Source organism: Streptococcus mitis, assembly GCF_000722765.2.
GTDB lineage: Bacteria > Bacillota > Bacilli > Lactobacillales > Streptococcaceae > Streptococcus > Streptococcus mitis_AQ.
In genome coordinates this window covers 507114-522460 of the sequence record NZ_CP028415.1, presented here as the reverse complement: position 1 = coordinate 522460, position 15347 = coordinate 507114, and the positions used below count along the sequence as shown (strand labels likewise).

Genomic DNA, 15347 nt, shown 5'->3' with positions numbered 1-15347 from the left:
CCTGATTGGATGCCTTTTTCTGATGACTAGATTTTTTGCCTTACCAAATAATCACGCGCTCTTCTGGTGAACGCCACATACCATCTCCTTCTTTGACATCATAGGTTGTAAAGAAATCATCGAAGTTTGGTACTTGTACATTGACACGGAGTTTGGCTGGCGCGTGCACATCGACGCTAGCCAAAAGTTTCATAAATTCTGGGCGACCTTTCATGCGCCAGATACGACCGAAGTTGTAGAAGAATTCTTCTGCCGAGAAGTCTGGTTCTCTCTTAGCTGCTTCAAGCGCTGCAGCGATTCCTCCTAAGTCAGCCACGTTTTCTGACACAGTCAATTTACCATTGATTGTTGCTCCATAAGAATCTTGTCCATCAAACTGGTCAATAACTTTTTGTGTTTTTTCCTTAAAGGCAGCATAGTCGCTCTCTGTCCACCAATCCTTGAGGCTACCATTTTCATCAAAGGAAGCTCCGTTGGTATCAAATGCGTGGGAAATTTCATGGGCAATAACTGCACCAATACCCCCGTAGTTAGCAGAAGATGACTGATGCAAGTCATAGAAAGGCGCCTGTAAAATAGCTGCTGGGAAGACAATCAGATTCTTCTGTGGATTGTAGTAGGCATTAACCATATGAGCAGGCATGCCCCATTCTTTGTAGTCTACAGGTTGGTTCCACTTGCTCCAACTGTGCTTGATTTCCACACGCGCAAAGGCTAGAGCATTGTCAAAAAGGCTAGCCGTTTCATTTACTACTTTGTCCTTATAACGTTCTGGCAATTCTTCTGGGTAACCGATATAAGGCTTGATGACATTGAGTTTGACGATGGCCTTGTCACGAGTTTCTGGAGTCAGCCAGTCATTCTTAGCCAAGCGTTCCTTATAGACATCAATCATGGTTGCCACTTTTTTCTCCACGTCTGCCTTGGCCTCTGGAGAGAATTTTTCATGGGCATACCAGAGACCCAAGGCTTGTTTGAAAGGACCTTGTGCTAGCTGGTAGGCTGCCTTGACCTTGTCTTTGGCTTCTGGAACACCTGAAAGCGCACGACTGTAGGCACCTGACAAGACACGGATTTCTTCTGTTAAATAGCTAGTTGAGAGATTGACAACACTCAAAATCAAGGTTGCCTTGAGGAGAGGCCAGGCCTCTTCACTATAGAATTGGTCTGCTGCTTGCCAGAAACGTTCCTCATCTACGATAACCTTGTCTGGCACTTGTCCAAGAACGGTTTGGAAGAAGTCATCCAGAGGTAGTGCAGGTGCGAATTTCTTGAAATCTTCGTAAGCATATGGGTGGTAGAGTTTAGCATATTCTGAACTTTCTTCATTAGAGAGCACTACTGCCGCAATTCGGCGGTCCAATTCTAGTCTTTTCTCTAGCAAGTCTTCAATTTCTTCATCAGAGAAATCATAAGCCTTGAGGAGATTTGCGCTGCTTTCTTTCCAAAGAGTCAAGAGCTCTTCGCGCTGAGGATGGTCTTCTGCATAGTAGGTCGTATCTGGCAGGATTGTGCTTGGAGCACTGGCCCATAAAACGTTGATTCTAGCATCCATAAAGTCTGGAGATACACCAAAAGGAAGGAAGTTTGGTTTGCCAGCAAGCTCAAACTCTGCTAGTTTAGCTGCAAAATCCTCAAAAGTCTCCAATTCTTGGAATTCTTTAAGGAGTGGTAAGACAGGTGTGATACCGTCAGCTTCTCTCTTGTCAAAATCACGAACTAGGTGATGGTATTTGACAAAGTTTTCCAAGATAGCATCCTCAGGCACCTCTTCACCTGCCAACCACTTGTCTGTTGTCGCCAACATCAAATCTTCAATTTCCTGGTCTAAATCAACAAAACCTCCTGTTTGAGACTTATCTGCTGGGATTTCAGCTGTCTTTTGCCATTCTCCATTGATAGCATCATAAAAATCGTCTTGATAACGTGTCATCTTGTTCTCGCTTTCATTTTTTAAGTTATTGCTAGCTTAACAAAAATTGCTGGGGAATGCAATTAAAATACAAGATTAAAAGAACTTAAATATTTTACTGTTAATATTTTAATTTTTTGAAAAATTAACTTGACTTAATTTTATTTTTAAGGTATATTAATAAACAGGAGGTATACAAGTGTATGATACGTATCGAAAACCTAAGTGTCTCTTATAAAGAAACGTTGGCACTTAAGGATATTTCACTGGTGCTCCAAGGACCAACGATTACCGGAATCATTGGTCCGAACGGCGCTGGAAAATCAACATTACTAAAAGGTATGCTGGGAATTATCCCACATCAAGGTCAAGCATTTCTCGATGACAAGGAAGTTAAAAAATCCTTACACCGAATTGCCTATGTCGAACAAAAAATCAATATCGACTACAACTTTCCCATCAAGGTCAAGGAATGCGTCTCGCTAGGACTCTTTCCCTCTATCCCTCTCTTTCGCAGTTTAAACGCTAAACATTGGAAAAAAGTAGAGGAAGCCCTTGAAATCGTCGGCCTAGCTGACTACGCTGAACGGCAAATCAGTCAACTGTCTGGAGGTCAGTTCCAGAGGGTCTTGATTGCCAGATGTTTGGTGCAGGAAGCCGACTATATCCTCTTGGATGAACCCTTTGTTGGGATTGACTCTGTCAGTGAGGAAATCATCATGAATACGCTGAGAGATTTGAAAAAAGCTGGTAAGACGGTTCTCATCGTTCACCACGACCTCAGCAAGGTTTCCCACTACTTCGATCAAGTCTTACTTGTCAATCGAGAAGTGATTGCCTTTGGTCCAACCAAAGAAACCTTTACCGAAGCCAATCTCAAAGAAGCTTACGGTAATCGACTCTTTTTCAATGGAGGTGACCTATGATTGCAGAATTTATCGATGGATTGCAAAAATTCCATTTCCTACAAAATGCCTTGATAACAGCTATTGTCGTCGGGGTCGTAGCTGGAGCTGTGGGATGTTTCATCATCCTACGCGGGATGTCACTCATGGGAGATGCCATTTCACATGCTGTCTTGCCAGGTGTAGCCCTCTCCTTCATCTTGGGCGTTGACTTCTTTATCGGAGCCATTGTCTTTGGATTGCTAGCTGCTATCATCATTACCTACATCAAGGGGAACTCGATTATCAAAAGCGATACCGCCATCGGCATTACCTTTTCTTCTTTCTTAGCCCTCGGTATCATCTTGATTAGTGTCGCTAAAAGTTCAACTGACCTTTTCCATATCCTTTTTGGTAATATTCTAGCCGTCCAAGATACGGATATGTTTATCACTATGGGCGTAGGGGCGGTCATTCTCTTGTTAATCTGGATTTTCTTCAAGCAACTCTTGATAACTTCCTTTGATGAACTCTTGGCCAAAGCCATGGGAATGCCTGTCAATTTCTATCACTACCTCCTCATGATACTCCTGACTCTCGTGTCTGTGACAGCCATGCAAAGTGTTGGAACTATCCTGATTGTAGCCATGCTGATTACCCCAGCTGCAACTGCTTATCTGTATGCTAATAGCCTGAAAAGTATGATTTTCCTTTCCTCAACCTTTGGAGCTACAGCTTCAGTTTTGGGACTCTTTATTGGCTATAGTTTAAACTTAGCAGCTGGTTCTAGCATCGTACTTACAGCTGCTAGCTTCTTCTTAATCAGTTTCTTTATCTCTCCTAAACAACGATATTTGAAACTGAAAAATAAACATTTGTTAAAATAAGGGGCAAAACCCCAATAAATTGGAGGATCTAATGAAAAAATTAGGTACATTACTCGTTCTCTTTCTTTCCGTTATTGCTCTTGTAGCATGTGCTAGCGGAAAAAAAGATGCAGCTTCTGGTCAAAAACTAAAAGTTGTTGCTACAAACTCAATCATCGCTGATATTACTAAAAATATTGCTGGTGACAAGATTGATCTTCACAGTATCGTTCCGATTGGACAAGACCCACACGAATACGAACCACTCCCTGAAGATGTTAAGAAAACTTCTGAGGCTGACCTCATTTTCTATAACGGTATCAACCTTGAAACAGGTGGCAATGCCTGGTTTAGCAAATTGGTAGAAAATGCCAAGAAGACTGAAAACAAAGACTACTTTGCAGTCAGTGAAGGTGTTGATGTTATCTACCTTGAAGGAAAAAATGAAAAAGGTAAAGAAGACCCACACGCTTGGCTTAACCTTGAAAATGGAATTATCTTTGCTAAAAATATCGCCAAACAATTGAGCGCTAAAGATCCTAACAACAAGGAATTCTATGAAAAAAATCTCAAAGAATATACTGATAAGTTAGACAAACTTGATAAAGAAAGTAAGGATAAATTTAATAACATCCCTGCTGAAAAGAAACTCATTGTAACCAGCGAAGGAGCATTCAAATACTTCTCTAAAGCCTATGGTGTCCCAAGTGCCTACATCTGGGAAATCAATACTGAAGAAGAAGGAACACCTGAACAAATCAAGACCTTGGTTGAAAAACTTCGCCAAACAAAAGTTCCATCACTCTTTGTAGAATCAAGTGTAGATGACCGTCCAATGAAGACTGTCTCACAAGATACAAATATCCCAATCTACGCACAAATCTTTACTGACTCTATCGCAGAACAAGGTAAAGAAGGCGACAGCTACTACAACATGATGAAATACAACCTTGACAAGATTGCTGAAGGATTGGCAAAATAAGCCTCTAAAAACGTCATTCTCACATGAGCTGGCGTTTTTTCTATGCCCATATTTCCAGTCAAATCATTGGAAAATTCTGACCGTTTCAGCTAAAATGGAAGAAAAAAGATTGGAGTATCCTATGGTAACTTTTCTCGGAAATCCTGTGAGCTTTACAGGTAAACAACTACAAGTCGGCGACAAGGCGCTCGATTTTTCTCTTACTACAACAGACCTTTCTAAAAAATCTCTGGCTGATTTTGATGGCAAGAAAAAAGTCTTGAGTGTCGTTCCTTCTATCGATACAGGTATCTGCTCAACTCAAACGCGTCGCTTTAATGAAGAACTGGCTGGACTGGACAACACGGTCGTATTGACTGTTTCCATGGACCTACCTTTTGCTCAAAAACGTTGGTGTGGTGCTGAAGGTATTGAAAATGCCATCATGCTCTCAGACTATTTCGACCATTCCTTTGGGCGTGACTATGCACTTTTAATCAATGAGTGGCACCTATTGGCACGCGCGGTCTTTGTCCTCGATACTGACAATACTATTCGCTACGTTGAATACGTGGACAATATCAACTCTGAACCAAACTTCGAAGCCGCAATTGCAGCTGCTAAAGCCCTATAGAAAAATCCTCTGTCACAAAGAGTTCCCTACTCTTTGAAACGGAGGATTTTTGTTTACGAGTAAATACAAGGTCAATCAGCTAAAAATAACTACCTTATACTCTTCGAAAATCTCTTTAAACCACGTCAGCTTTATCTGCAACCTCAAAGCGGTGCTTTGAGCAACTTACGGCTTGCTTCCTAGTTTGCTCTTTGATTTTCATTGAGTATTACTCTACAGATTTCAAGGCTTCAAGCATATCAACCTTTCTCAGATGGTAATTGACAAAGAAACCAAGCAAGGTCAAAATGATACTTACTGCTGCCACTGGGATTACATAGACTTCCCAGCCTACCTGCGGATAAAAGAGAATAGTCGCAGGCGAAATCATTTGAATCAAAAATTGGTGTAAATAGAAACCAGATACCAAACCAAGTACGATTCCCACAAGGGACAGCACAATCGTCTCACGGTAAATGTAGAGAGTGACTTCATTATTATGAAAACCGAGAACCTTGATAGTGGAGAGTTCACGTATTCTCTCAGCCACGTTGATATTGGTCAGATTGTAGAGGATAACAATAGCCAACAGAACCGATACGATGACCAAGATGGTCATGGTCTGATTAAGTGAGCTAGCGACGGAGTCAAAGAGTCGAATGGCTGAAGCATTCTGGACAACACTGGACACGGCAGATTGATTCATAAGTAAGCCTGCCTGCCTTTCGATACTAGTCGCACTAGAATCCTTTAGCGAGACCAGATAAGTATTAGCTTGCGGCACCTGTCCGTAAATTTGCTCATAGCTAGCCTGACTCATATAAATAAAGTGACCAACGTAGTTCTCAGTAATGGCAGCGACCTTTAGCTCCTTACCTTCAATTTCTAGAGTTTGCCCAACCTTGACACCTGCCAACTGGGCTAGTTTAGCTGTAATAACGACGCCATCTTTTAATGTCAGCTCTTGCTGATGATGTTGCAGATGAATAAAGGGCGTCAAATCCTCCTTATCTGTCATCATAAGAGTAACAGTCTGAAGACCAGCCTTGCCTTTAAAATCCTTGTCTAGCGTCTTAGAATAAATTTTCTGGTAGGCTTTAATGTCCTGCCCTTTCAACACTTCTTCTAGATTTGCCTTGTCCTGATTGGTCGCACTAAGATTTTCAGAGACAATCATCTGATACTGTTGGATTTGTTGAAACTGTCTAGACGGAACTCCTGCTACAGAGGATTGGATTCCCAAACCTGCAAAGAGCAGGGTTACAGAACCTGCCACACCAAAGATCGTCATCAACATCCGCTGCTTATAACGGAAGATATTGCGGGCTGTTACCTTATGAGTAAAACTGAGACGGCGCCAGATAAAACGGATGCGCTCCAGTAAGATTTTAGCTCCTTTAACAGGAGGTTTAGGCAGTAAAAGCTGGGCTGCTTCATCATGAAGTTCCCTACGAGCTACCAAGTAGGCTGGTAACACACTCGCCACCCAACTCAAACCAAGAGCCAGTAAGCTATAGGTCCAATAGAACTGAATCTGGGTTTCTCCCACCACCATGCCTTTTGTAATGACACTTGAAATCACACCGGCTAGTAAATAATGGCCAAGTATGCTACCTAGAGCTGTTCCTACAGTCCCAGCTACTAGACCATAAAGGAGAAACTTGGCAATAATATCCTTGCTACGATAGCCCAAGGCCTTAAAAATCCCTGCATGTGTTCGCTCTTCATCCACAAAACGAGTCATGGTTGTAAAGGTCACCATAGCCGCTACGGCATAAAGCACTACAGGAAAGATATTGCCCACTGCCCGAATACTGGCTGAAGCATTACTGTACATGAGGTAGCCTTGACCGCCAGGCATGGTTTGCCTATTATAGACTTGATACCTTGGCTCCGCCAAATCATCCAAGACTCGCTGATGTTTTTCTAATTTTTCCTTTTCTTGGACTAGATTTTGTTCAGCGTGCTTTAGTTTGTCCTCTTCCTTGCTCAATTCCTGCTTAGCTTGGGTAAGTTGAGCACTGGCCTGCTCTCTCTGATCTTGAGGAAGCAAGGCTAGTTGACTTTCCTGATCCTGTAAACGAGCTTGAGCAGCTGCTAAACGACGCTTGCCTTCCTGCAAATTAGTCTCAGCCTTGTCAAGGGTCTCTTGACCTTTGTCTAGAGACTCTTGCCCTTCTTTTTTCAAGAGTTGCAGACGTGCCTTGCCATTATCTGATAAAACTTGTTCAAGATCTTCCTGATGTTGCTTGGATTTCTCTTCATAAGCTACTGAAAAAGCATTTAAACCTGCTAAATCTTGATATTTCAAACGAGCTATATTGTAGACTTTCTGATCAAACTGACTAGGTAAAATCACTCCATAGGCTGTCAGAGTCCCACTTCCACTTCCTGCGTAGCCCATATCTCGCTGGGAGAGGATTTCAGCTGAATCCACAAAACCAGTAATGGTATAAGTATGGTCTTTTAAAGAGGAATGACCCTCTTCTTTTTCTTTAAAGCTAATCTCCTGTCCCACGCTGTATTGGCCTTGCAAATGAGTGGCCAAGGCGATTTCCTTGTCTGACTGAGGAAGTCGTCCCTCTCTTAGCTGAAAGGTTGAAATTCGCTCTGGTTTGGAGTACAGCCGAATGGCATCCTGCCCATTCTCCATAGTCACATCTGTCAAATAGCCAAACTCAACCTCTGCGCCCTCTATCTGTTCTAGTTCTTCTTGATCTGCTTGATCCAAACCATAGTTAGACATAACTGCCAAATCCAAGGTTTGAGCAGTTGTTAAATAGGCATTAGCTGTCGCCTCCATGTTGGGACTAGTCACTTTGAGGCCTACTAAGGCTAGAGACCCTAACATCATCAAGGTTAAGATGGATAAAAAACGCCCCTTGGAGCCTGTGAAGGACTGAATTAAGTCCTTCCAATAGGTTTTTCGCTTGATCATGCTAGTACTCCAAACTGTCGATATCCTGAGGATGCTTGTTGATCACCACATACTTGACACTGGCATCGTGCATATGAATCACGCGATCAGCAATGGGTGCCAAAGCTCCATTGTGAGTCACGATAATCACTGTTGCCCCTTTTTGACGAGACATATCTTGGAGGATTTTCAAAACCTGCTTGCCCGTCTGATAATCCAAGGCGCCTGTCGGTTCGTCACAAAGGAGAATTTTAGGATTTTTGGCTACTGCGCGTGCAATGGAGACTCGCTGTTGCTCCCCTCCAGAAAGCTGGGCTGGAAAGTTATTGAGACGATGAGCCAAACCTACATCTGTCAAGACCTGTTCAGGATTCAAGGCATCTGTCACAATTTCTGAAGCCAACTCCACATTTTCCTTAGCGGTCAGATTGGACACTAGATTATAAAACTGAAAAACAAAACCAACATCATTTCTACGGTAATTGGTTCTCTGGTGGGAACTATAGTCTGCAATATTGACCCCATCAATCCAGATTTCCCCTTCATCATTGGTATCCATTCCCCCAAGAAGGTTAAGAACCGTTGACTTGCCTGCACCAGACGCACCTAGAATGATAACCAATTCACCCTTTTCAATCTCAAAATTCACATCACGATTGGCCACGATCTCCGTGTCCCCAACCTGATAACGCTTGTAACAGTGTTTCATCTCAATATAAGCCATCAGACCCACCCTCTCTCAAACAAATTACTTCATACTACCATTATAACGCTTTTTCAACTAGTTGGAAACCAGAAGCAGATACAAAAAATCCTAGGAATTCCTAGGATTTCTGTCTATAAATTATTTTCCAAGGTAGTATTCAGAAACTACGTTCAATTTTTCGTCGAATTCGAATACCAATGGTGGGAAGTTAGGGATTTCCACGTCCATGATTTCGTCGTCTGACAAACCTTTGATGTGTTTTACAAGGGCACGGATTGAGTTACCGTGAGCTCCTACGAATACGTTTTTACCATCTTTAAGAGCTGGAGCGATTTTATCTTCCCAGAATGGTAGGGCACGTTCCAAAGTCACTTTCAAGTTTTCAGCATCTGGAATAACTGAATCGTCAAGTGAAGCGTAACGACGGTCAGTGTGAGCTGAGTGCTCATCATCACGATCCATGTTTGGAGGCAATACATCGTATGAGCGACGCCAGATGTGAACTTGCTCATCACCAAATTGTTCAGCAGCTTCAGCTTTGTTTTTACCAGTCAAACCACCGTAGTGACGTTCGTTCAAGCGCCATGATTTTTCAACTGGAACCCACAATTGGTCAGAAGCTTCAAGAGCCAAGTTCGTTGTTTTAATCGCACGTTTCAATACTGAAGTGTAAGCTTGGTCAAATTCGATACCAGCTTCTTTGATCAATTTACCAGCGTCAATCGCTTGTTGTGTACCTTTTTCAGACAAATCAACATCAGCCCAACCAGTGAAAAGGTTAGCTTTGTTCCATTCAGACTCACCGTGGCGAGCAAAAACCAATTTTACCATTAGATGGATTCTCCTTTAAATTTTCCGAGGTTTTCCCTCGTTTATCTATTCTATTTTACACAATTTTTCACAAAAAAGCTAGTCAAAACCAAAAAGGAAAGGACTGTTTGACAATCCTTTTCCTTCTTAGTATTATGCAACAATCTTATTTCGCTTCAAATCCTTCTGCTACTGCGGCCGCAAAGTTTTCTTCTACGATGCTTGCACAGTGGTCACAGATGACTGCCTGGTAGCTGCGTTCTGCTGTTGTTGGGTCAATACGACGGCAACGGTCACATACTTGGCCTGCAGCACGTTCAACTGTGAAGGCTACATCTTCGAAGCTAACGGCAGCTTCTGGAGCTGGTCCTTCTGCGATGGTCAAGTCTGACACGATCAAAAGTTGAGCCACATTGCTGTTTACTGCTTCGAGTAGAGTTTTCACAACTTCGTTTGGATAAACTGTCAAGTGTGCTTCAAGTGATTTCCCGATAACTTTGGCATTACGAGCTTCTTCCAAGGCTTTTTGAGCTTGTCCACGGAAGTCCATGAAGGCAGCCCATGTGTCCAAGATTTCTTCTTGATTAGCAAAAGTTTCTGCTTCTGGCAATTCTGACAATTGAACGAAGTCTTCAGCTTCAAACTCAAGATATGACCAGATTTCCTCTGCTGTGTGAGGAAGGATTGGAGTCAAGAGTTTGGTGATTTTCACAAGAATGTCATAGAAGACAGTCTGCATTTGACGGCGTTCCAGTGATTTGGCACCTTCGATGTAAACAACGTCCTTAGCAAAATCAAGGTAGAAGGCTGACAAATCAACGTTGATAAAGTTCACCAAGGCCTTGTAGATTGTCAAGAATTCAAAGTTTGCATAAGCATCACGAATGGTCTTAACAAGCTGGTTAAAGCGAATCGTCATGTACTTATCAACTGAACGAAGTTCTTCGTAAGCTACTGCATCCACAGCTGGGTTAAAGTCAGATGTATTGGCAATCAAGAAACGAAGGGTATTACGGATCTTACGGTAAGTTTCAGAGACTTGGCTCAAGATATCCATAGAGATACGTACGTCATTGCTTGAGTCAACACTTGTTACCCAGAGACGCAAGATTTCAGCACCAAATTGTTTTTCAACATCGCTTGGAGCAATGGTATTTCCAAGAGATTTAGACATCTTCTCACCTTTACCATCAAGGGCAAAACCTTGTGACAAGATTTGTTTGTAAGGTGCTACACCATGGTTGGCAACAGATGTGATGAGTGATGAGTTGAACCAACCACGGTATTGGTCAGAACCTTCTAGGTAAAGGTCTGCTGGGTAAGTCAACTCAGGACGGTTTACTACAACCCCATTCCATGATGAACCTGAGTCAAACCAAACGTCCATGATATCTGTTTCTTTCTTGAACTCCCCATTTGGAGAACCTGGATGAGTAAATCCTTCTGGCAAAAGGTCCTTAGCATCACGTTCCCACCAAATACTTGAACCATGTTCCTCAAAGAGTTGAGCCACGTGTTCAATCGTTTCAGCAGTCATGATCGCTGTGCCGTCTTCTGCGTAGAAGATTGGAAGAGGAACACCCCAAGCACGTTGACGAGAGATAACCCAGTCGCCACGGTCACGAATCATGTTGTAAAGACGGACTTTACCCCATTCTGAGTGGAATTTCACTTTTTCAATTTCGTCCAAGATTTCTTGGCGGAATTTAGAAACTGAGGCAAACCATTGTGGAACTGCACGCCAGATAATTGGTTTCTTAGTACGCCAGTCAAATGGGTACGAGTGAGAGATTTCTTCTTGGGCAAGAAGGAGGTTACCAAGTTTTTCAATAACAGTTGGAACTACCTTTTCATAGAATTGACCTTCAAACTCAGGACCAGCATTCTTCATCATGATACCACGTTCGTCAACAGTCACTGCGACTTCAAGACCATTAGCAATACCAACATTGTAGTCGTCCTCACCAAAACCAGGGGCTGTATGGACAATACCAGTACCAGAGTCTGTCGTAACGTGGTCACCAAGAATAACCAATTCATCTACAGCTGTATCCCATGGATGTTCTGTTACGATGTGGTTCAATTCTTGACCACGGTAAGTTGCCAAAACTTGAACATCAGCCCAACCAAATTTCTCAGACAAGCTAGTCAATAATTCTGCAGCAACGACAAACTTACGAGCTTCACCAGCAGGTTGAACCAAGACGTAATCAATATCCACTCCAACCGTCAAACCACGAGAAGCTGTGATAGTAAATGGAGTAGTTGTCCAAACAACGATATAAGTATCTGTATCTAGAACACCTTTGCCATCCTTTACCTTGTTGGCATAGTAAAGGGAAGTTGAAACCAAGTCATGGTATTCAATCTCTGCTTCAGCAAGAGCTGACTCAGATGACCAAGACCAGTAAACTGGTTTTGCACCACGGTAGATATAACCTTTATTAGCCATCTCACCGAAGACACGGATTTGGGCTGCTTCATAATCAGGAGTCAACGTCACATATGGATTTTCCCAGTCACCAGAAACACCCAAACGTTTAAAGTCTTCACGTTGCTTATCTACTTGAGAAAGAGCGTATTCACGGCAAAGTTTCAAGTACTCAACCAAGTCCATTTCTTTGCGTTTAACACCTTGTTTTGCCAAAACTTGCTCGATTGGCAGACCATGAGTATCCCAACCTGGGATAAATGGTGCGTAAAAACCTGACATAGATTTTGAACGAACAATGATATCTTTTGAAATCTTGTTCATAGCATGTCCAACGTGGATATTTCCGTTTGCGTATGGAGGGCCATCATGCAAGGTGAAATGAGGTTTTCCTTGGTTCAATTCTTGACGACGTTGGTAAAGTTTTGCATCTTCCCATTCCTTTTGCCAAACTGGCTCTTTGGTAGGAAGTCCTGCACGCATTGGGAAAGCTGTTTTCCCAAGGTTAAGGGTATCTTTGAGTTTCATGGTATCTCCTTTATAAATAATAACAAATTAAAAACCACGACTGCCAAAAAGGACGAAAATCGTGGTACCACCTTTATTCGGAAAAAGATTTTGTCTTTCTCCCTCTTATCCCGTAACGTGGGGAACGTCAAATCTTACTCCATTCAGACTTGAGTTTTTGAGAGGATAATCTTATCATTAGGGAATGCAGGACTCACACCATCTCCTGCTCGCTGGAAATATAAGGATAAGATATTGTTCTCAGATTATTTCTTATAAAATTGTAACAGATTCTTGCGGTGCCGCAAAACCTGGTTCTGAGCTTACAGCTTCAGTAGCTGGTGTTGGTCCTGGATAATGGCTTGGAGCTACTTCTGGCTCTTCATACATTGGACCAACTGGATGAGCTGAACTTTCTTCAACAACCGGAGCTGGTGAAACCACTTGTTCCTGCTCAGCTCTTGCTTCGGCTTCTGCAAGTTCCTTATTAGCCGCTTCGATACGCGCTTGCAACTCTGCCATTTCCTCGGGAGAAAACTGGCGAGTAATATCAATTGGTTCTTCCTCTGGATGTTGTTGCAAGACAGAGTCACCTAAGACTTCGCTGACCACTTCTTTGAAGGCCTCATCACTTGTCTGAAGATAAGTCGCTGTTGGGCGAAGAATATCTTCCCAATCTGAAGATTCGACAATTGCTAACTGGCTCTCAATTGTAGATTTAAGACGTTGATGGAAGACACGACTCTTGTTCTTCAATTCTTCTGTTTCAACAGCAACTTTCTTAGCATTATCCGTTGCTTGACGAAGAATTTCATTTGCCTTGTACTTAGCTTCTTCCAACAAACGTTGGGCATCTTGCTCTGCTTGTTGGATAATATTGTTTGAACGTTCCGTTGCAGCTTGTTTTACTCGCTCTGCTGTATCTTGTGCAATCAATACAGATTGACTCAATGAATCTTTCATCTCATCAAAGTAAGACAAACGCTCTTCCAAACTCTTAATATGTAAATCCTTATCATGATTAGAGCGAACCAAATCTTCATAATCACGGACTACAATATCTAAAAATTCATCTACTTCTTCTTGATCAAACCCTCTGAAGCGTGTGCTAAAAGTTTTATCTTTGATTTCTAACGATGTAATTGGCATATTTTTCCTCACTTACTTAATAACAATTGGACCGTTAATTTCTTTTTATCTTTTTTTGTTTGCCCATTATCTCTAACGAGTTTCAATCGACCAAATTTCCTAACACTAATCAAATCACCAACTTGAACTGCATAATCTGATTTTTCAACTAAATGGTAATTCACTTGGACTGCCTGTTTTTCAATTAACTGACTTGCCTGATTTCTAGACAGCTTGAAGACACCTGCTAGAAAAACATCTAATCTAGAACTAGCAATACAAATATCTAATTCTTGATAATCTTCTACTGTAGCAATTTTCTCAGTAAAATCCCGTTCTTCTAGACGAACCGGTAAACGAGCAATTTTCGTAATGCCGTCTTGAAAAAGGAGCATAAACTGTCGATTAATGATAATCTGTGCTCTCTCTTCATTGACTAAGATATCACCAAATAGCTTCCTATCGATTCCTAGCTGATTTAAAACAGTCCCTAATATTTTTGCATGCGTTAAGCGTTCAAACTTATTAGGATAGACAATTTCTTGCAAGGATAGCTCAAAATCAGAGAAATCCGGCTCAAAATAATCAGGATACAGGAGTACCCGTACATATTCAGTTTCAAGAAACTGCCGACTGCTCATGTAGGAGATGCCGTTGGTTGATGCTAGAACCTTTAAAATCTTTTCTTGATGGGGATTTACAAAGGGTGTTAAAAAAGGAGAATAAGAATCTTCTACCTTTTTTATCCATTCTACTCCCTTATCAATAAAAGACGAATCATTCTTAGAAAAGTGTTGATAAATCATCTTGTTCATAGAAAGATTACTAAAAGTCGAATCAACTGCTCCCCTAGGAAGTGAACTAGTAATACCGCAATCCAGACAGACAAGTCAAGACCTGCAATCTGGAGGGGTAAACGTTGCAAGGGAGCGATTATCGGTTTCACTAAACTAATAATCAAGCGTCCAAGACGTGATTCATAAGCATTGGGAAACCAAGACATCAGAGCAAAAATAATTAAAATCAGTGAATAGATATCCACTGCATTTTGAACAAAACGAATGAGAAAGATCATTATCTCACTCTCGTACGTTTCATATCAAAGCCAAATTCACCATTTTGTGATTCATCTGGGATTTTGATGTCTTCAATATTGACAACCACATCAACTGGTGTCAGCAGGTACATGGTAGATGCTACCTTTTTCATGTTACCAGCTAAAACGTGGCGCGCCCCATCCAGATAGTCCAAACAACGACGAGCTTGAACTTCTGTCATATATTGAAAATCAATCAAAATACTTTCGTTACCAGCTAATAAATCAACAATATCTGTGGCATCTTCGTATTTACGTGGATAACGAACATCAATTGTCACCTTATCAGTAGAACGTTGACTTTGCATAGCCAACTCTTGTTGACGGGCATGAAGACGAGTGATGTTTTTATCTTTAGATAGCGTGCTACCAGCTTGTTGAGGCAACTCTTGAACAGAAGGGACTGGAGTCACAATCGGCTCTTCAGCTTTAGGCTGATATGCAGTACCAACATCTTCTCCATCTTCTGTAAAATAATCTATAAATTTATCAAATCTATCTTTTAAAGACATATTT

General features: G+C 41.8%; 13 protein-coding genes. 4 read left to right on the top strand and 9 right to left on the bottom strand.

All coding sequences use genetic code 11. The features are described 5' to 3' along the window. Positions 1-40: 40 nt before the first annotated feature. Entirely contained in the window at positions 41-1933 is a 1893-nt protein-coding gene (gene pepO, locus SK637_RS02890; RefSeq protein ID WP_033688321.1) for an endopeptidase PepO, read from the bottom strand. A gap of 182 nt (positions 1934-2115) precedes the next feature. On the opposite strand from pepO, the gene SK637_RS02885 reads away from it, so the two are divergent. The 4 genes from SK637_RS02885 to tpx all read left to right on the top strand — a co-directional run bounded on the left by SK637_RS02885 (position 2116) and on the right by tpx (position 5257). Further along, complete coding sequence (locus tag SK637_RS02885) at positions 2116-2838, top strand: metal ABC transporter ATP-binding protein (RefSeq protein WP_000619162.1); 723 nt, start codon at positions 2116-2118, stop codon at positions 2836-2838. Beyond that, on the top strand, positions 2835-3683 hold the full coding sequence (locus SK637_RS02880; RefSeq protein WP_000559791.1) for a metal ABC transporter permease: 849 nt from the start codon (positions 2835-2837) through the stop codon (positions 3681-3683). The genes SK637_RS02885 and SK637_RS02880 overlap by 4 nt, the downstream gene beginning before the upstream one ends. Before the next feature lie 31 nt (positions 3684-3714). Next, positions 3715-4644 (top strand): metal ABC transporter substrate-binding lipoprotein/adhesin PsaA, encoded by a 930-nt coding sequence (gene psaA / locus SK637_RS02875; protein WP_000733069.1) that lies wholly within the window; start codon positions 3715-3717, stop codon positions 4642-4644. Positions 4645-4765: 121 nt separating this feature from the next. Continuing rightward, complete coding sequence (gene tpx, locus SK637_RS02870) at positions 4766-5257, top strand: thiol peroxidase (RefSeq protein WP_000256026.1); 492 nt, start codon at positions 4766-4768, stop codon at positions 5255-5257. A 208-nt stretch (positions 5258-5465) separates the two neighbouring features. Here tpx and SK637_RS02860 read toward each other — a convergent pair whose 3' ends face one another. The 8 genes from SK637_RS02860 to SK637_RS02820 form a co-directional block, all read right to left on the bottom strand. Continuing rightward, the gene (locus SK637_RS02860) at positions 5466-8174 is read right to left on the bottom strand and encodes an FtsX-like permease family protein (RefSeq protein ID WP_033688320.1); all 2709 of its coding nucleotides are present in this window, start codon (positions 8172-8174) and stop codon (positions 5466-5468) included. Position 8175: 1 nt separating this feature from the next. Continuing rightward, a complete protein-coding gene (locus SK637_RS02855; protein ID WP_033688319.1) occupies positions 8176-8877 on the bottom strand; it encodes an ABC transporter ATP-binding protein in 702 nt (233 codons plus the stop codon). A 120-nt stretch (positions 8878-8997) separates the two neighbouring features. Further along, the gene (locus tag SK637_RS02850; protein ID WP_000240129.1) at positions 8998-9690 is read right to left on the bottom strand and encodes a phosphoglycerate mutase; all 693 of its coding nucleotides are present in this window, start codon (positions 9688-9690) and stop codon (positions 8998-9000) included. Between the two features lie 145 nt (positions 9691-9835). Then, positions 9836-12628 carry an isoleucine--tRNA ligase gene (gene ileS, locus SK637_RS02845; protein ID WP_033688318.1) on the bottom strand — a complete coding sequence of 931 codons (2793 nt, stop codon included), beginning with the start codon at positions 12626-12628 and terminating at the stop codon, positions 9836-9838. Between the two features lie 252 nt (positions 12629-12880). Then, positions 12881-13756 carry a DivIVA domain-containing protein gene (locus SK637_RS02835; RefSeq protein WP_033688317.1) on the bottom strand — a complete coding sequence of 292 codons (876 nt, stop codon included), beginning with the start codon at positions 13754-13756 and terminating at the stop codon, positions 12881-12883. Between the two features lie 8 nt (positions 13757-13764). Then, on the bottom strand, positions 13765-14550 hold the full coding sequence (locus SK637_RS02830) for a YlmH family RNA-binding protein (protein WP_033688316.1): 786 nt from the start codon (positions 14548-14550) through the stop codon (positions 13765-13767). After that, positions 14547-14810 (bottom strand): YggT family protein, encoded by a 264-nt coding sequence (locus SK637_RS02825; protein WP_000576495.1) that lies wholly within the window; start codon positions 14808-14810, stop codon positions 14547-14549. The genes SK637_RS02830 and SK637_RS02825 overlap by 4 nt, the downstream gene beginning before the upstream one ends. Next, entirely contained in the window at positions 14810-15343 is a 534-nt protein-coding gene (locus SK637_RS02820; protein WP_024057153.1) for a cell division protein SepF, read from the bottom strand. The genes SK637_RS02825 and SK637_RS02820 overlap by 1 nt, the downstream gene beginning before the upstream one ends. Positions 15344-15347 lie beyond the last annotated feature (4 nt).